We start from the raw sequence: 17,514 nt of genomic DNA, 5'->3' as shown, positions 1-17,514 counted from the left end.
AAAGATTTGTCTACCGTTATTGCAACCATATTTGTTTTCGGTTTATTAATCCTAGTCCATGAGCTTGGTCATTTTATTACTGCGAAGAGCGTGGGAATGAGGGTGGATGAATTTGCTATCGGCTTCGGACCAAAGCTAATAAGCAAAAAAATTGGAGAAACCATATACTCTCTTCGCATCATACCACTAGGCGGCTATAATAAAATTGCCGGTATGGATCCTGATGAAGAACAGGATGAACGTTCTTTCAGCGCGAAGCCTATCTGGGCCAGAATGCTGGTTATTGTGGCCGGTTCTGCCATGAATCTGGTTTTGCCGGTTGTTTTGCTGTTCATCGTATTTGTCAGTGCCGGCATCGACACTCCTTCCAATCAGCCAATCATCGGCAAGATTTTTCCGGATAAGCCGGCCGCTATGGCTGGTTTGCTGCCGGGGGATAAAGTGTCGGCGGTAAATGGCACCCCGATTGAATCCTGGCGTGACTTTGTCAGTGTAATCCAATCACATGCGGGAGCGAATCTCACGATAACCTATGCCCGAGGTTCTGAACAAGACAAAACAGCGATATTGACGCCTGAATATGATGAAAGTACTAAGCGGGGGATTATTGGTGTCATGCCGCTAATTAATAAGTATCAGCCAGGAGTGGTTGAGGCTATTGGTCTGGCGGGCAAACAAACCTTGTTTGTCGCGCAAAGTATGGTAGTTGGCATTGCCGAGATGATTACCGGTAAAGCGGCTGCCGATGTCGCCGGACCCATTGGTGTAGCACAGATGGCAGGAGAAGTGGCCCAGCTTGGCATCATTCCGTTACTGCAATTTGCTGCTTTTTTAAGTATTAATTTAGGCCTGATTAATCTGCTGCCGGTGCCGGTACTGGATGGAGGGCATGTTGTCACCCTGGCGGTGGAAGGTCTCAGAGGCAAACCGCTAAATCGAAACCAAATGCAATTTATCCAGATGATTGGGTTTGCATTACTCATGCTCCTGTTTGTGGTGGCAACCTTCAAAGATATATCGCGATTAAAATTGTTTTAAGCTGGTGATGAAGTATGCAGCGCAAGCAAACGCGGCCAATCCAAATTGACAAAATTACGGTAGGTGGCGGTGCGCCTATCTCAATACAATCAATGACAAATACCCGTACCGACAATGTTCCGGAAACGGTAGCACAAATTAAGCGGCTGCTTGACGCCGGGTGTGATATTGTTCGCATTGCCGTGCCTGACATGAATGCCGCCCAGGCGATAGCAGCAATCAAAGCGGCGGTCGAGGTACCGCTGATTGCCGATATTCATTTTGACTACCGTCTGGCTCTCGCTGCCATCGAGCACGGTGTTAACGGCCTGCGCCTGAATCCGGGAAATATCGGCGACGCTGACCAGGTAGCCGCTGTTGTTAAAGCCGCTAAAAAGCGGCGAACTCCCATTCGTATCGGGGTTAACGCCGGCTCACTAAGTAAGGAGATGCTTGCCAGACATGGCGGGAGTCCGACAGCAGAAGCTATGGTGGAAAGCGCGCTAAAGCATATCCATATATTAGAGAAGCATAATTTTAATGACATTAAAATATCGCTGAAGGCCCATGATGTACCGCTAACGATCCGCGCCTATCAGCTGATGTCGGAAGCGGTGGATTATCCTTTGCATCTTGGCATAACCGAGGCTGGAACAGTGCGGTCAGGTGTCATTAAATCGGCAGTAGGAATCGGAGCGCTATTGGCCCAGGGGATTGGTGATACCCTCAGAGTATCGTTAACCGGCGACCCTGTAGAAGAAATTCATGTGGCCAATGAAATTCTTAAGTCACTTGGACTGCGGCAATATGGCCCCACGCTGGTATCTTGTCCCACCTGCGGCCGCTGCCAGATTAATTTGGTAGATATTGCCGAAATGGTGGAAGATAAGCTGAAACTGTTTAAAAAGCCCATTACTGTAGCCGTAATGGGGTGTGTGGTAAATGGACCAGGTGAAGCAAAAGAAGCTGATGTTGGTATTGCCGGGGGCAAAGGCGAGGGCCTGTTGTTCAGTAAAGGCAAGATTATCCGTAAAGTGCCGGAAGACGAACTCATAAGTGCATTATTTGCTGAAATTGACAAACTTAATAAGGAGGCTAACAACTAACATGCGTGTTTCCCAATTATTTGCACCAACGTTAAGAGAAACTCCGGCTGAAGCCGAAGTAATAAGCCATCAATTAATGCTCAGGGCTGGCTTTATTCGTAAAGCTGCCGGTGGAATTTATTCGTACCTGCCATTGGCGTGGCGTGTCTTAAAAAAAATTGAAGCCATTGTGCGCGAAGAGATGGCTGCAAAAGGCGGTCAGGAACTGGCAATGCCAATTATCCAGCCGGCCGAAATGTGGCAGGAAACTGGCCGGTGGAGTGTTTATGGTGATGAAATGTTTCGTCTCAAAGACCGTCACAACCGCAATTTCTGCTTAGGCCCTACCCATGAAGAACTGATTACCACCCTTGTTCGTGGTGACGTACGCTCCTATCGTCAACTGCCACTCCTGCTTTATCAGATTCAGAATAAATACCGCGATGAAATCAGACCCCGGTTTGGCCTTATGCGGGGACGGGAATTTATCATGAAGGATCTGTATTCATTTGACCGTGATGAGGCAGGCCTTGATGAAAGCTATAACAAAATGTATGATGCTTATTCCCGGATATTTACCCGCTGCGGGCTGAGCTTCCGTGCGGTAGAAGCCGATTCAGGCGCTATCGGCGGCAGTGGTTCACACGAGTTTATGGTAATTGCCGATTCCGGGGAAGCAGGCATTGTGTACTGCGGCGGCTGTGAATATGCCGCTAATGTTGAAAAAGCTGAACTGCATCCCATCAGTGCGGCAGCCGAGGAAAGCATGCCGTTGACGGAAAAAGATACGCCGGATACGAAAACCATTGCCGCACTCAGCCAGTTCCTGGGGGTAAGCCCGGAAAAGACAATTAAGACACTGGCTTATAGCACCGATAAAGGTGAGATTGTCCTGGCACTGGTACGCGGTGACCATGAAGTAAACGAAATTAAACTGCTAAATAAAGTTGGCTGCCTGCACCTTGAAATGGCTAACGAAGAAGCTATTGCCAGTGTTGTTGGCAGTAAAGCCGGATATATTGGTCCTGTTGGCCTGGCGGACAAAAAGGATATTATTATTGTAGCCGATGCTACTGTTATGAATATGCATAATGCCGTGTGCGGTGCCAATAAGCCTGATGCACATTATATCAATGTTAATCCCGGCCGTGACTTTAAGGCGTCGATTGTTACCGATATCCGCTTGATTCAGGAAAGTGATCCGTGCCCCCGCTGCGGCGCTCCGATTAAAACGGCACGGGGGATTGAGGTTGGTCAGGTATTTAAGCTATTCACTAAATACAGTACAGCTTTGCAGACTACCTTTATTGATGACGATGGTAAAGAGAAGCCCATGGTAATGGGTTGTTACGGGATAGGGGTCAGCCGTACCATGGCGGCAGCCATTGAACAAAATTACGATCAAAACGGTATTATCTGGCCTGTACCTATTGCACCGTTCCATGCCGTAGTTGTTCCCGTCAGCACCAAAGATCAACTGCAAATGGCTTTGGCTGAGAAAATATACGGTGAGTTAAACGCCAGCGGCGTAGAAGCCGTACTGGATGACCGCAATGAGCGTCCTGGTGTTAAATTTAAGGATGCCGATCTTATTGGCTATCCGGTAAAAGTCACAGTTGGTCCCAAAGCCATCAGTGACAATCTAATTGAAGTTAAAGTGCGGCGTACCGGCGAGACACTCTATTTTGGACCTGAAGAATATGTAGCAGGTATCAAAACATTGCTGGCTAAACTGTAATTATATATTCCACAATGCTGCGCCGGCGTTTGACTTGTCTTTTGCCGGCACACCATCTGTTTGTAAAAAAACTTTAACGCGGTATATATTATTATAGAAGCAGCTTTATCATAAAAAAGCGTGATACCGGTGATCACGCTTTTTTTCCTAACGGAAAATATAACTTTTTTAAGAGCAGCATCGGCTTTCATCGTCGCCAGGCCCGGCGCAAGCCGTGTTTTCTTTATTAGCGGCTGCAAGTAATGGGAGGTGAGAGAGAGTGGCTCCAATCAGTGAAATAGATATTGTTTTACGGTTGGTTATCTCATGTCTGCTTGGCGGCTTGATTGGATTTGAACGCGAAAGCCTGGATAGGCCGGCCGGTTTGCGTACCCATATTTTGGTGTGTGTGGGTTCGACATTAATGATGCTGGTATCTATTTACGGTTTCACCGGCATTGAGACGGTCAATAAGGACCCTGGACGAATCGCTGCGCAAGTGATTAGTGGGATTGGCTTCTTAGGTGCAGGTACTATTCTGAGAGAAGGCTTGACTGTTACAGGCCTTACTACTGCAGCCAGTCTATGGGTGGTAGCAGGGATTGGTCTGGCAATTGGAGCAGGTCTCTTTTTTACCGGTATTGCCGGTACGGCTTTGGTATTTTTGACCTTAGTATTTTTTGGGCAAGTGGAACGCCGCCACTGGACCAGTAAATCACGGGATAAAATTAAGTTGATTATCCGTGATCAGCCTGGACAGCTTGGGCAGGTAGGCATGTTTTTTGGACAACATGGTATTGGTATCCACAATATAACCATGCACCATATACATGAACAAAAAGTGATAAAATTGGAGTTTGCCTTAACAATTCCGCCAGATGCCGATATGGTACGGATTTTCTCGGAACTTACAGAAATTGATGGTGTGATTTCTATTGAAAAACCGTGGTAAAATATATAGAATATCTGTGACCTGTTATTGATGGGGAGAGGTTAAATGCCTAGTTATTGTGTTATACCTGAAAATTGCCAAAGCTTTTTTCAATTTGTGGAGCGGCTACCGCTGGATTCGGCTAGTCAGCAACTATTAAAAACAGCTCAAGTTAAAAAAGTGGAAGTAAATCCCAGTGCAAAGACCTGGGCAATACATATAACTACAGCCAAACTTGTTGCCGGGCAGGCGCTTGATACGCTGGCGGCGCAGCTGTGTCAGCAGTGCGGTTTAGCTAACGTTATTTTTAGCCAGCAGGTCAGGGATGTAAAACAGTATCTGACTGAGAATTGGTCCCAATTTGTTGAACAGGTTGCACGGGGACATTATGGTACAAAACATTTACTATTAAGTGCCTCCGACTCCTGGTCTTATGACGAAGAAACCCTTACCATTGAAACTATGGGCGGTTTGTCAACGGCTATTTTGGCTGAGCGTGGGGTGGAACAGGCGATTAAGTCCTTTATCCTGCAAGAGTTTGGCCGTAGCTCTGAGGTCAGGTTTATCCATTCAATTATTGAAGAAACGGTTGAATGTGATGATGCGCTGTTAACGCCTGAATACCGGGAAGCTCTCACGGAAGCAGCGTCGCCGCAGGATAAACCTAAAGCAAGTGATAGTCCTATTATATTTGGCCGCAACATTCGGGGCGCTGCCGGTGCTGGGCAACCGATAAATGCCATCCAGGAAGAAGCACGCAACGTAATACTTACCGGGCAAATCATTAATCATGAATTGAAGGAGTTAAAGTCGGGGCGTTTTCTGCTGACATTTGACCTTGTTGATTCGACTGATGGTATTAGCGGCAAAGTATTTTTTGATAATAAAGAGCAATTCGATAAGACTAGCGGGCTGATTAAGAAGGGGATGCTGGTGACCGTTAAGGGCACTGTGCAATATGATAAATTTGCCAATGAACTAACATTGTTTGCCGACAGCATGTGCCGGGCGGAAAAAGCCCCTGAACGCCAGGACAATGAACCTGTTCGCCGGGTTGAACTGCATGCCCATACCCGCATGAGTGCGCTGGATGCTGTTGTATCTGCCAAAAGCCTGATAAAAACAGCAGCAAAATGGGGGCATCCGGCCATTGCCATTACCGACCATGGGGTGGTCCAAGCCTTTCCCGAGGCATATGAAGAGGCTGTTAGTGCCGGCATTAAAGTGATTTATGGTATGGAAGGCTATCTCTTTGAGGATGATATTAACCAAGCCCGCCATATTATTATTTTAGCGAAAAACAATATCGGGCTTCGTAACTTGTATCGACTGGTTTCGATATCCCATTTGCGGTATTTGCACCGTACACCGCGTATTCCCCGGGCTATACTGGATGAACACCGGGAAGGACTATTATTAGGTTCAGCGTGTGAAGCCGGTGAATTAATTCATGCTATGGTTCAAGGTGCCAGTGAAGAAGAATTAATTAAGATTGCCAACTATTATGATTATCTTGAGATTCAGCCTACAGGTAATAATGAATTTTTACTGCGAAAAGGAAAAATTGCCGATGAAGAAGGGCTGCGCGACATCAACAGGCAGGTCTGTACCATTGGTGCCAAACTGGGAAAATTAGTAGTTGCCACCTGTGACGTGCATTTTTTAAATCCGGAAGATGAAATATACCGCCGCATCCTCATGGCCGGACAGGGGTATGATGACGCTGATAAGCAGCCGCCGCTTTTTTTCCGGACAACGGCCGAGATGCTGGCAGAGTTTAATTACCTCGGAACCGATAAAGCCTATGAAGTAGTGGTAGAAGCTCCGCTTAAGATTAATGGGCTTATCGAATCGGTCAAACCCATTCCCGAGGAATTATATTCACCGCAGATTCCCGGTGCTGAGGAAGAAATCAAGCTCATGTCCTATCAAAAGGCCGAATCGCTCTATGGAACTCCGCTGCCCGAACTTGTGGCCAAACGCCTTGAATATGAGCTTAACTCGATAATCAATAATGGTTTTGCCGTATTATATCTGATTGCGCATAAGCTTGTGAAAAAATCAATGGATGACGGTTATCTTGTAGGCTCAAGGGGCTCTGTCGGTTCATCCTTTGTAGCTACCATGACAGGGATAACCGAAGTAAATCCCCTGCCGCCGCATTGGCGCTGCTCACACTGTCAATACAGTGAATTCATAACCGACGGCAGTTATGGCGGTGGTTTTGATCTGCCGGATAAAGAATGTCCACACTGTCAAATCAGGATGGAGAAAAACGGGCATGATATTCCCTTTGCGGTGTTTATGGGCTTTCATGGCGACAAAGTTCCCGATATTGATCTTAACTTTTCCGGTGATTACCAACCGGTGGCGCATAAATACACAGAAGAGTTGTTTGGCCGTGATAATGTCTTTAGAGCAGGCACTATTGCCACAATCGCTGAAAAAACAGCATACGGCTTTGTTAAAAATTACTTAAATGACAAAGGCCAAGTGGCTCGTAATGCCCACATAAACCGTTTGCTTGACGGTTGTACCGGTGTAAAAAGAACCACAGGACAGCATCCGGGCGGAATTATGGTTGTGCCGCGGGATATGGATGTGCATCATTTTACGCCGATTCAATATCCGGCAGATGATAAAAACTCTTCAACAATTACCACCCATTTCGATTACCATTCGATCAGCAGCCGGTTGGTCAAGCTTGATATTCTGGGCCATGACGATCCGACAGTAATAAAGATGCTGGAAGACTTAACCGGTATTGATGCAAAAACCATCCCGTTTGATGATCAGACAACAATGAGCCTGTTTTCCTCAACAGGGGCTGTAGGGCTTACCCCTGCACAACTGGGCAGTACGGTTGCTACTTTCGGCATACCGGAATTTGGCACTAAGTTTGTGCGGCAAATGCTGGAAGATACCAAGCCTAAGACCTTTAGTGAATTGGTGCGGATAAGCGGTTTTTCCCATGGTACTGACGTGTGGCTCAATAACGCGCAAGACCTTATCAGAAATGGCACGGCAAAATTGTCAGAAGCCATTTCCGCACGGGATGACATTATGGTTTATCTCATCCATAAAGGCGTTGATCCGCAGGTGGCTTTCAAAATTATGGAAGGCGTACGTAAAGGAAAAGGCGTAAAACCTGATGATGTTGAGAAAATGCGGGCCAAAGACGTTCCTGAGTGGTACATAGAGTCCTGTCAAAAAATAAAATATATGTTTCCCAAAGCGCATGCTGTGGCTTATGTTATGATGGCCTTCCGGATAGCCTATTGTAAGATACATCATCCTTTGGCCTTTTACGCCTCGTATTTTACGGTTAGAGCCACTGAATTTGATGCTGATTTAATCGTCAAAGGTGATAAAGCAATTAAGGCTGAGCTTACGGCGCTGGAAGAAAAGGGCAATGCTTTGTCGGCTAAAGAAAAAAGCACTCATACCATTTTGGAAATGGCATATGAGATGTATTTGCGCGGTTTTGGCTTTCGGCGGGTTGACCTATACCAATCAGATGCGTCAAAATTTCAGCTGGTGGACAATGGCCTTTTGCCGCCGCTGGGATCTTTGCAGGGAGTAGGAGTATCAGCTGCCCAAAACATTGTAGCTGCCAGGCAGGGTAAGCCTTTTTCATCAATTGAAGATCTGCGGTCCCGCAGCCGGGTTTCGAAAACTGTTATTGATATTCTGAAAACCCATGGATGTCTAGAGGGGCTTGATGACAGTGACCAAACCCAATTGTTTGCCTAATAATTAAAATTGATTAAGTCGGTTGTAAGATTACCATTTTAATGGTATAATAATTGCAGTATAAAAGTATTTGACTTTTTAAGAGTGGGTACCGGCACCCACTCTTTCATCGTATTTCAGCACTAATCAATCTTAGGGTATGAGGGGTAAGAGATTAGGCAAGAATAAAAAGCAGGAACTGTTGCGGCCGGCTTGAGCCGTTGAAGCGGAGGTGTTATAAAAATCATGTCTAAAGAGAAAATAGAATCAGTTGTTGAAAAACTTGTTTCCGACATTATTGCCGATAGTAAGCTTGAATTGGTTGATGTTGAATATGTAAAAGAGCACGACTGGTATCTCAGAGTCTTCTTGGATAAAGAATCAGGTATTGAGATTGATGATTGTCAATGGGTGAGCGAGCAGCTTGAGGCTAAGCTGGATGAAAGTAATTTGATTAAAGATCATTATTATCTTGAAGTATCTTCCCCCGGTCTTGATCGTCCGCTCAAAAAGGAGCGTGATTTTGTCCGTCATGCTGGTGATAAGGTAGAAGTAAAAACCTATGAGGCCATTAATGGACAAAAAGTGCTTGTGGGAAACCTGCTTGGTTTAATTGATGGAGAAGTCCGGATTGATATCGCGGGACAAATTGTGAATATTCCGCGGGAAAAAGCTGCGCAGATCAGATTACATATAGAGTTTTAGCAACAATTGAATAGGGGGGAATTGTATGAACGCTGAATTTATGCAGGCATTTGAACAATTGGGAAAAGAAAAAGGCATTGCGCCGGAAGTTTTGTTTGATGCCATAGAAGCCGCTTTGATCTCAGCCTATAAACGTAACTTCGGTTCGGCACAAAATGTAAGAGTTTCTTTGGATAGAACTACCGGTGAAATACATGTTTATGCCCGGAAGAATGTGGTTGAGGATGTAAGTGATGCACGTCTTGAACTGTCTTTAAAGGAAGCTAAGGCTATTGATCCGCGCTATGAGCTTGAAGATGTGGTTGAATTAGAAGTTACGCCCAAAAACTTCGGCAGAATTGCAGCACAAACAGCTAAGCAGGTTGTTGTGCAACGTATTAGGGAAGCCGAGCGGGGTATGATTTATGAGGAATTTTCCAATCGGGAAAGTGATATTGTAACAGGTATTGTTCAGAGAATTGAACAAAAAAATGTATTTATTGACTTGGGCAAAGCGGAAGCTGTTTTAGCACCTTCTGAACAAATTCCTGATGAAATATATAAACACGCCGACAGATTGAAGACCTATATAGTAGAAGTAAAGAAAACCACCAAAGGGCCCCAAATACTTGTATCCCGAACCCATCCAGGATTATTGAAGCGCTTGTTTGAACTGGAAGTGCCTGAAATTCACGATGGGGTTGTTGAGATAAAATCAGTAGCCAGGGAACCCGGCCTACGATCGAAGATCGCCGTCTACTCCCGTGATGAGACAGTGGATCCTGTAGGTTCCTGTGTAGGCCATAAAGGTATGCGGGTACAGACTATTGTTAACGAGTTAAAAGGCGAAAAAATAGATATAGTTAAATGGAATGCTGATCCGGCAAAATATATAGCCAATGCCTTGAGTCCTGCCCGAGTACTTTCTGTAGATATTCAGGAAGCGGAAAAAATGTCAAGAGTAGTTGTTCCAGACTATCAACTCTCACTGGCTATTGGCAAAGAAGGACAGAACGCACGACTGGCAGCTAAGCTTACTGGTTGGAAAATTGATATTAAGAGTGAATCACAAGCAGCTCAGGCATCAGTTTCACCATTAAGCTCAGCGCAGGAGGAGTTTGAGTGAAAGCCAAAAAGATTCCGTTTAGAATGTGCGTTGGCTGTCAGACCATGAAATCAAAAAAAGAATTGCTGCGGGTGGTCAGAACTCCGGACGGAGAAGTGATACTTGATCCTACCGGCAAAAAAGCCGGACGGGGTGCGTATATGTGCCCGTGTGAGCAATGTTTGACAAAAGCTTTTAAGGAAAAACGCCTGGAAAAGGCGCTTAAACATCAGATTGATGAAGCTGTTTATAATGCGCTGAGGGCCGGGGTTACCGAATGAACGAAAAGAACCTTATGTCGCTTCTGGGATTGGCGCAGAAGGCCGGCAAGATAGTCTCAGGTGATTTTGCGGTTCAGGGTGCTATCAAATCAGGCAAGGCCAGAATGCTGATTGTGGCAAACAATGCATCTGATGCTACGAAAAAAGAGTATCAGTATCAAGCAGAATCCAGGGATATCGTTATCTATTATGCCTTGTCAAAAGAACAACTGGGTGGTGCAATCGGCAAAGCACTACGGGCGGCAGTGGTCATTACCGATAATGGTTTTGTCAAACCGTTAGTCCGGGCGTTAGAAGAGTAAGCTATATCTCCGCTGACTGACCTGTTCGAACTTCCAGCTTCTGCAAGTGGGAGGTAAAGCGGGAAGTCCGGGATTGAGGAGATTAACCTTGTGGCAGGAGTAAAACCTCACTTCAAGGTAAGTCGATTTTATCCGTGGGGGAGAAAGAAAATGGGGGTGGATCAATGTCCAAATACAGAGTATATGAATTAGCCAAAGAATATAATACTACCAGTAAAGTTATTATAGATATTTTAGGTCGCCATAATATTACTGCCAAGAATCATATGAGCAGTGTTGATGAGGATGCAAAGGTCGCAATTGATAGAACGTTTGCCCGTAAAACAGGAGAGCCTAATCCGGGTACGCCTGTCCGCACTGCGCAGTCATCCCAGCCTGCCGCACCGGCTGAACAACGGGTATCGCAGCCTGCAGCCGCTAATGCCGTACCGGCTGCTCATTCTCACCAGCCGTCAAACAGGCCGAATCAGAGTGGGCAGCAACAGAACAGACCGGTCCGCAGCAATCAGTCGCAGAGCAGACCGGGTGTCAATAGCCAGCAGCCGCAGAACCGACCGGGTACCAATAGCCAACAGCAACAGAACAGACCGGGTTATAATAACCAACAGCAACAGAACAGACCGGGTTATAATAACCAGCAGCAACAAAACAGACCGGGCTTCAATAATCAGCAACAACAGAACAGGCCGGGCTTTAGTAATCAGCAGCAGCAAAATAGACCGGGCTATAATAATCAGCAACAGCAGAACAGACCGGGTACCAATAACCAGCAGCAACAGAACAGACCCGGCTTCAATAACCAGCAGCAGCGTCCACCGCAAAGGCCACAGACTCCTATGCAACAGTCTGGGCAGCAGCGCCAGCAGCCGAATCCGGCTTCTGGGGCGGATAACAGGCCACAGGGACAGCAAAATTCGCAGTTTCAAAATAATAATCGCCGTTCGACCAATAATAATTCGCGCCGCGGCCCCGGGCAGGGGAATAGGAATTTGCAGCAACGTTCCGGCCAGCACAGAAACCAGACCGGCAGGAATCAGTTTACTCCGCCGAAAGCTGAGATGCCAAAACCTAAGAGCATCAAAATTGGCGAATCAATTACGGTAAAAGACCTGGCCGGCAAAATGGGCCGGGAAGCAGGCGAAGTAATTAAAAAGCTGATGATGCTGGGAACCATGGTCAGTATTAATCAGGAAGTCGATTTCGATACAGCCACTATCTTAGGCGGTGAATTTGGCGTCACTGTTGAAGCTATTCCGCCGGAAGAAGATCCGACAGAAATTCCGGAGATTGAAGATGATGAAAAAGATTTGGTTCATCGTCCACCGGTTGTTACGGTTATGGGGCATGTTGACCATGGCAAAACCTCACTGTTAGACTCTATTCGGCAAACCCATGTGACATCGCAGGAAGCTGGCGGGATTACCCAGCATATTGGTGCTTATCAGGTAATGTGTCAGGGCAAAAAGATTGTCTTTTTGGATACTCCGGGCCATGAAGCGTTTACTTCCATGCGCGCGCGCGGCGCTCAGGTAACTGATATAGCCATTTTGGTTGTTGCCGCTGATGACGGTGTTATGCCTCAAACGATAGAAGCTATCAATCACGCCAAATCGGCAAAAGTTCCGATTATTGTTGCCATTAACAAAATAGATCGTCCGGGTGCAAACCCAGACCGGGTCAAGCAGCAATTGGCAGAACATCAGTTAATACCTGAGGACTGGGGCGGCGACACTATTATGGTTCCGGTCTCAGCCCATCAAAAGACAGGTATCAGCGACATTCTGGAAATGATTTTATTAGTGGCGGAAATGCTTGATCTTAAGGCAAATCCCAATCGTCTTGCTTATGGAACCATTATTGAGGCCAAACTTGATAAAGGACGGGGACCGGTATCAACCGTACTTGTGCAAAAAGGTACGCTTAGAATCGGTGATACCATCATTGCCGGTACCGCTTATGGTAAAGTGCGGGCAATGACCAATGACCGTGGCGAAAAAATTAAGAAGGCTGAACCCTCTACACCGGTAGAAGTATTGGGATTGGCCGATGTTCCCCAGGCGGGTGATATTTTAGTGGCAGTTGACGAGCGAACTGCCAGGGCTGTGGCTGAAAAACGTGTGGCCAAAAAACGTACAGAAGATATCAAGCAGTCGCAGAAGGTCTCACTGGATGATTTATTTAAGCAAATCCAGGAAGGAAGCTTAAAAGATCTTAACATTGTAGTGAAAGCCGATGTTCAGGGATCGATTGAGGCTCTGCGTCAATCACTGGTAAATATCAAGAACAATGAAGTGAGAGTAAATATCGTTCATGCCGGTGTCGGCGCCATTAATGAATCGGACGTTATGTTAGCAGCCGCTTCTAACGCCCTGATCATTGGTTTTAATGTCCGACCTGACGGTAATGCCCGCAAAGCGGCAGACACTGAAAAAATCGACGTTAGAACCTACCGGGTTATCTATGAAGCCATTAATGATGTAGAGGCTGCCATCACCGGTATGCTGGCTCCTGAGTTTAAAGAAGTCGTTTTGGGACATGTAGAAGTACGCCAGGTAATTTCTATCCCTAAAGCAGTGGTTGCCGGCTCCTATGTAACGGAAGGAAAAATCACCAGTACCAGCCAAGTGCGGATCTTGAGAAACGGCATTGTTATTCATGAAGGAAAACTCGAATCATTGCGGCGTTTTAAAGATGATGTCAAAGAAGTCGCACAAGGGTATGAATGTGGCATAACTGTTGAAAAGTTCCGCGATATTAAAGAAGGCGATATCATTGAAGCCTTCACCATGGAAGAAGTCGCACCGCGCGCTTAATGATGTTGTAGATAGCGGAGGAATTATTATGGGACAACTGCGGGTAGAAAAGGTGCAGGAATTTATCAAACAGGAAATTAGCAAGATAATCCTGACAGATCTCAAAGATCCCCGGATAGGCTTTGTAACAGTTACCAGGGTGGAAGCCACCGGTGACCTTCGTAGTGCTAAAATATATCTCAGCCTTATGGGCAGTGATGAACAAAAGGCTGAAACCTGGGCTGGATTAACTAAAGCCTTAGGCTATATGCGTGCCGAAATCGGCAAACGCATCCGGATGAGATGTACGCCGGAATTATCACTACACCTTGATGAAACCTTAGAATATAGTGCGCGAATTCAGGAGCTCATCTTGAAAATTAAGCAGGAAGAAGGCAACCAGTAACACCGATGGAAGTGTCGATTGCAGACAGCGCTACGCTGTTAAATAAAGCCAACAACATCATATTGACTGCTCATGTTCATCCGGACGGTGATGCGTTAGGGTCGCTGTTTGCCCTCTACAGCTTTCTGTCAGCGCAGGGCAAACAGGTAAGAATCCTGCTTGATGATGAAGTTCCTCGGGCTTTCTACTTTCTCCACGGCTGGGAGAAGGTAGAAAAGCCTGAAGGTATTGTCCATACCGCCGATTTACTGGTAGTGCTTGATGCCAGTGATCTGGAGCGAATTGGGAAGGTAAGTGAGGTTATAAAAGCCCCTATACTGAACCTGGATCATCACATATCCAACGTCAAGTTTGCCGATTATTGGTATATTGATAGTCAGGCGGCCGCTACCGGCGAAATTATTTTCAAGATATTTAAAGAAGTAAATGCCAATATCACGCCAAGTATGGCTGAAGCATTGTTTACGGCCATAGCCACTGACTGCGGTTTTTTTCGCTATGCCAATACTTCAGCTCAAACCCTCAAAATTGCGGCGGAATTGGTGGAACTGGGTGCTCAGCCGCATGTTATCTCCGAACGTCTTGAAACCAAACCAAGGGCTGTTATTGAAATGCTGCCCAAAGTGCTTGAGACGCTTGAGATCATCGATTGCGGCGATGCCGGGAACATAGCTACAATCGTGTTAAACTATGATGCAATAACCAAACTTAAGGATGACACAGAAGGCTTTATTAATTATCCGCGTAACATTGACGGGGTTGAAATAGCCATTATGTTTAAGGAAGCAGATGATAATAGTGTGAGGGTAAGTCTGCGTTCAAAGACAGCAGATGTAAGCAAGCTGGCCCTTTCTTTTGGCGGCGGAGGGCATGCGCGGGCGGCGGGGTGTACGGTAGCTGAGCCGCTTGACCGTGCTAAAACATTGGTTGTCGAGGCAGCAAGAAAACAATTAGCTGCAGGTTTTATTGCATGATGCACAGTGGTGTGATTAATGTACTTAAACCGCCAGGGATGACATCTCATGACGTGGTGTCGTTTATTCGCCGCTTATATGGTATAAAACGTGTCGGTCATGCCGGTACGCTGGACCCGGCGGCAGCTGGCGTTTTACCAATCTTTTTAGGTAATGCAACCAGACTTGTTGAGTATCTGTCAGACGCAGACAAGCATTACCGTGCTGAACTTACCTTCGGGTTTGAAACAGATACCGGTGACGATACAGGTCAAATTATTGCCAGCAGTCCGTACACAAGGCCGTCGTCAATACAAATAAGGGAAACGCTGGCAGCGTTTATCGGAGTTAACGAACAGATTCCCCCCATGTATTCAGCGGTGAAAATTGGCGGTAAAAAGTTGTATGAGCTGGCTCGTGCCGGTCAGGTAGTTGAGCGGAAACCTCGAACCATTATGATCCATGCTATTGCATTGGTGGCAGAGCATGAAGCAGGCCTTGTGTTTGATGTAACCTGTTCTAAAGGAACCTACATTCGGACATTATGTGCTGATATTGGCCGTAAATTGAATTGTTTGGCAGTCATGAGTTTTTTGGTAAGAACCCGTGTCGGTAATTTTTGTCTGGAACAGTCTTTAACCCTTGAAGAAATTGCTTTACTCAAGGAAAAAGCCGTCCAAAAGCCTGATAGTGTTCTTGCTCATTTTCCCGCTGTGATATTATCTGAACAAGATTCTAATGCTGTAAAAAATGGACGCAGTATCTGCTGTCAGGCAAATGCCCTGGATTTGGTTACAATCTACGACTGGCAGAAAACTTTCATTGGCATTGGACGGAAAATAAGCGGGGCCGAAGGTCAGTCGCTACTAACGCCAGTTAAAATATTAAGTCCGGACCGGTAGCGTTCCGGACTATTGGCTTGCCTAACAGAATTTATAAATTTTGCGCGCCACTCCAGCGATTTTTCTTAGCAAAAGTCACCCCTTATAATTTTTGCCCTGATAGGAAGGCTATAGCTAGCGCTTGCCAGGTATTGCGCTCAAGCCTTCTGTAAGGCGGTAACGAGGAGAAACAGAGAAACTATGGAAGTATTTACACAGATAAAAGACATACATCAATATCCGGGCATTTATATGGCGTTAGGAACTTTTGATGGTGTTCATGTTGGACATCAGGCAATCATTTCACGTACTGTCGAGCTGGCGAAAAACGAAAACTGCTTGAGCTCTGTGTTTACTTTTAGCAATCATCCTCTAAATGTTATTAATCCAGAACATTGTCCACCGCTCATCATAACCAACCCGGAAAAGGTTAATTTAATTGCAGCCCTGGGAGTTGATATTTTATTTAATATCCCCTTTACAAGTCAGCTTTTACAACTGACGCCTGAGAGTTTCGTTGCAATGCTGGTCAACAACCTTAAGCTGAAACATGTGATAGTCGGAGAAAACTTTACCTATGGGTATCGGGGGGCAGGGACGTCGGACATGTTGAAAAAGGCTGGCGTTCTTCACGGGTTCAGCGTCGATGTGGTACATATGGTTGATATCGAAGGTACTGTTGTGAGCAGTACTGTTATCCGGCAATTAATTAAAGAGGGTGAAGTCAAACAGGCGGCTGTTTTGCTTGGCCGCTTCGTAACCATCACCGGGGAAGTTATCAAAGGCGACCAGCGGGGTAATAAATTAGGCTTTCCTACCGCTAATTTGGCTATTCCTCAAGGCCTGCTGGTTCCCGCTGACGGAGTTTATGCCGTGTATGCCATAGATAAGTCCGGCCAAAAATTTAATGCAGTAGCCAATATTGGCAATAATCCTACCTTCACGCGGCAATCCCGCCGGATTGAAATCCATATTTTGGATTTTGACCGTTTGATTTATGGAGAACATCTTCAGGTACAATTTCTTGACCGAATTCGCGGTGAGATTGCTTTTAATTCCATCGAGCAACTAAAACAGCAAATGGCTAATGATATCAATTTTGCGCGAAAAAATTACTTTTAAAGCGCTATAAAGGTTTACATGTGTTAATCTTTATGTTAGTATATATTTTAGTGATTAAATCACATATAACCATAGCGAGGATAGTCGAGTCTCCGGCGATGTCTTGGCTAATGGGGGTAAAGCTACGTAAAAGGAGGTGAACCATCGTGCTGACACCTGAAAACAAACAGAAACTTATCGAAAAATATCGTGTACACTTGAATGATACCGGATCACCGGAAGTTCAGATTGCGATTCTTACCGAGCGCATTAATTATTTGACAGAACATTTAAGAGAACACAAAAAAGACCACCATTCCCGTCGCGGTCTATTAAAAATGGTTGGTCAGCGCAGAGGTCTCTTAAACTATCTGCGTGAAAATGATATTGAACGCTACCGTTCAATCTTGGAAAAACTCAACTTGCGGAAATAAAAAAAGCGGATTTTCCGCTTTTTTTTATTTATTTTCCAGGTTAAAGAAAAATAAAAAAGGGAATAATAAGAAAAATGTCGAACAGTTAATCTT

At 45.6% G+C, this 17,514-nt stretch carries 15 protein-coding genes; all 15 read left to right on the top strand.

The window, feature by feature from the left end; genetic code table 11:
• The first annotated feature begins 6 nt into the window (after positions 1-6).
• The 15 genes from rseP to rpsO all read left to right on the top strand — a co-directional run bounded on the left by rseP (position 7) and on the right by rpsO (position 17,421).
• Positions 7-1,038: an RIP metalloprotease RseP gene (gene rseP, locus GT1_RS00965; RefSeq protein WP_075755128.1), complete on the top strand. Its 1,032-nt coding sequence runs from the start codon at positions 7-9 to the stop codon at positions 1,036-1,038.
• A gap of 14 nt (positions 1,039-1,052) precedes the next feature.
• A complete protein-coding gene (gene ispG, locus GT1_RS00960) occupies positions 1,053-2,123 on the top strand; it encodes a flavodoxin-dependent (E)-4-hydroxy-3-methylbut-2-enyl-diphosphate synthase (protein ID WP_188396750.1) in 1,071 nt (356 codons plus the stop codon).
• A 1-nt stretch (position 2,124) separates the two neighbouring features.
• The gene (locus GT1_RS00955) at positions 2,125-3,840 is read left to right on the top strand and encodes a proline--tRNA ligase (RefSeq protein ID WP_075755132.1); all 1,716 of its coding nucleotides are present in this window, start codon (positions 2,125-2,127) and stop codon (positions 3,838-3,840) included.
• Between the two features lie 259 nt (positions 3,841-4,099).
• The gene (locus GT1_RS00950; RefSeq protein WP_158027057.1) at positions 4,100-4,771 is read left to right on the top strand and encodes an MgtC/SapB family protein; all 672 of its coding nucleotides are present in this window, start codon (positions 4,100-4,102) and stop codon (positions 4,769-4,771) included.
• A gap of 45 nt (positions 4,772-4,816) precedes the next feature.
• Entirely contained in the window at positions 4,817-8,503 is a 3,687-nt protein-coding gene (locus GT1_RS00945) for a PolC-type DNA polymerase III (RefSeq protein WP_188396748.1), read from the top strand.
• A gap of 225 nt (positions 8,504-8,728) precedes the next feature.
• Entirely contained in the window at positions 8,729-9,187 is a 459-nt protein-coding gene (gene rimP, locus GT1_RS00940; RefSeq protein ID WP_075755136.1) for a ribosome maturation factor RimP, read from the top strand.
• Between the two features lie 25 nt (positions 9,188-9,212).
• On the top strand, positions 9,213-10,292 hold the full coding sequence (nusA, locus tag GT1_RS00935; protein ID WP_075755138.1) for a transcription termination factor NusA: 1,080 nt from the start codon (positions 9,213-9,215) through the stop codon (positions 10,290-10,292).
• Positions 10,289-10,552, top strand: a complete 264-nt coding sequence (gene rnpM / locus GT1_RS00930) for an RNase P modulator RnpM (protein WP_075755140.1) — start codon at positions 10,289-10,291, stop codon at positions 10,550-10,552. Before nusA ends, rnpM begins: the two co-directional genes overlap by 4 nt.
• Entirely contained in the window at positions 10,549-10,854 is a 306-nt protein-coding gene (locus GT1_RS00925; protein WP_075755142.1) for a ribosomal L7Ae/L30e/S12e/Gadd45 family protein, read from the top strand. Before rnpM ends, GT1_RS00925 begins: the two co-directional genes overlap by 4 nt.
• 164 nt (positions 10,855-11,018) lie before the next feature.
• Positions 11,019-13,667 (top strand): translation initiation factor IF-2, encoded by a 2,649-nt coding sequence (gene infB, locus GT1_RS00920; RefSeq protein ID WP_188396745.1) that lies wholly within the window; start codon positions 11,019-11,021, stop codon positions 13,665-13,667.
• A 28-nt stretch (positions 13,668-13,695) separates the two neighbouring features.
• A complete protein-coding gene (gene rbfA, locus GT1_RS00915) occupies positions 13,696-14,052 on the top strand; it encodes a 30S ribosome-binding factor RbfA (protein WP_075755146.1) in 357 nt (118 codons plus the stop codon).
• 5 nt (positions 14,053-14,057) lie between these two features.
• Positions 14,058-15,026, top strand: a complete 969-nt coding sequence (locus GT1_RS00910; protein ID WP_075755148.1) for a bifunctional oligoribonuclease/PAP phosphatase NrnA — start codon at positions 14,058-14,060, stop codon at positions 15,024-15,026.
• Positions 15,023-15,907: a tRNA pseudouridine(55) synthase TruB gene (gene truB / locus GT1_RS00905; RefSeq protein WP_223225982.1), complete on the top strand. Its 885-nt coding sequence runs from the start codon at positions 15,023-15,025 to the stop codon at positions 15,905-15,907. Before GT1_RS00910 ends, truB begins: the two co-directional genes overlap by 4 nt.
• A gap of 180 nt (positions 15,908-16,087) precedes the next feature.
• Entirely contained in the window at positions 16,088-17,008 is a 921-nt protein-coding gene (locus GT1_RS00900; RefSeq protein ID WP_075755150.1) for a bifunctional riboflavin kinase/FAD synthetase, read from the top strand.
• Between the two features lie 146 nt (positions 17,009-17,154).
• A complete protein-coding gene (rpsO, locus tag GT1_RS00895) occupies positions 17,155-17,421 on the top strand; it encodes a 30S ribosomal protein S15 (protein ID WP_075755152.1) in 267 nt (88 codons plus the stop codon).
• Positions 17,422-17,514 lie beyond the last annotated feature (93 nt).

Source organism: Sporomusa sp. GT1 (assembly GCF_014634905.1).
GTDB lineage: Bacteria > Bacillota > Negativicutes > Sporomusales > Sporomusaceae > Sporomusa > Sporomusa sphaeroides.
Note: the sequence above shows the minus strand (reverse complement) of the source record. Positions and strands in the feature narration are given on the sequence as shown.

What these genes read in the sequence shown, in the direction of transcription:
- GT1_RS00945 (WP_188396748.1), top strand. Translation starts at nt 4,817, where the DNA reads ATGCCTAGTTATTGTGTTATACCTGAAAATTGCCAAAGCTTTTTTCAA.
- GT1_RS00910 (WP_075755148.1), top strand. Translation starts at nt 14,058, where the DNA reads ATGGAAGTGTCGATTGCAGACAGCGCTACGCTGTTAAATAAAGCCAAC.
- GT1_RS00925 (WP_075755142.1), top strand. Translation starts at nt 10,549, where the DNA reads ATGAACGAAAAGAACCTTATGTCGCTTCTGGGATTGGCGCAGAAGGCC.
- GT1_RS00955 (WP_075755132.1), top strand. Translation starts at nt 2,125, where the DNA reads ATGCGTGTTTCCCAATTATTTGCACCAACGTTAAGAGAAACTCCGGCT.
- rimP (WP_075755136.1), top strand. Translation starts at nt 8,729, where the DNA reads ATGTCTAAAGAGAAAATAGAATCAGTTGTTGAAAAACTTGTTTCCGAC.
- ispG (WP_188396750.1), top strand. Translation starts at nt 1,053, where the DNA reads ATGCAGCGCAAGCAAACGCGGCCAATCCAAATTGACAAAATTACGGTA.
- rbfA (WP_075755146.1), top strand. Translation starts at nt 13,696, where the DNA reads ATGGGACAACTGCGGGTAGAAAAGGTGCAGGAATTTATCAAACAGGAA.
- GT1_RS00900 (WP_075755150.1), top strand. Translation starts at nt 16,088, where the DNA reads ATGGAAGTATTTACACAGATAAAAGACATACATCAATATCCGGGCATT.
- truB (WP_223225982.1), top strand. Translation starts at nt 15,023, where the DNA reads ATGATGCACAGTGGTGTGATTAATGTACTTAAACCGCCAGGGATGACA.
- infB (WP_188396745.1), top strand. Translation starts at nt 11,019, where the DNA reads ATGTCCAAATACAGAGTATATGAATTAGCCAAAGAATATAATACTACC.
- nusA (WP_075755138.1), top strand. Translation starts at nt 9,213, where the DNA reads ATGAACGCTGAATTTATGCAGGCATTTGAACAATTGGGAAAAGAAAAA.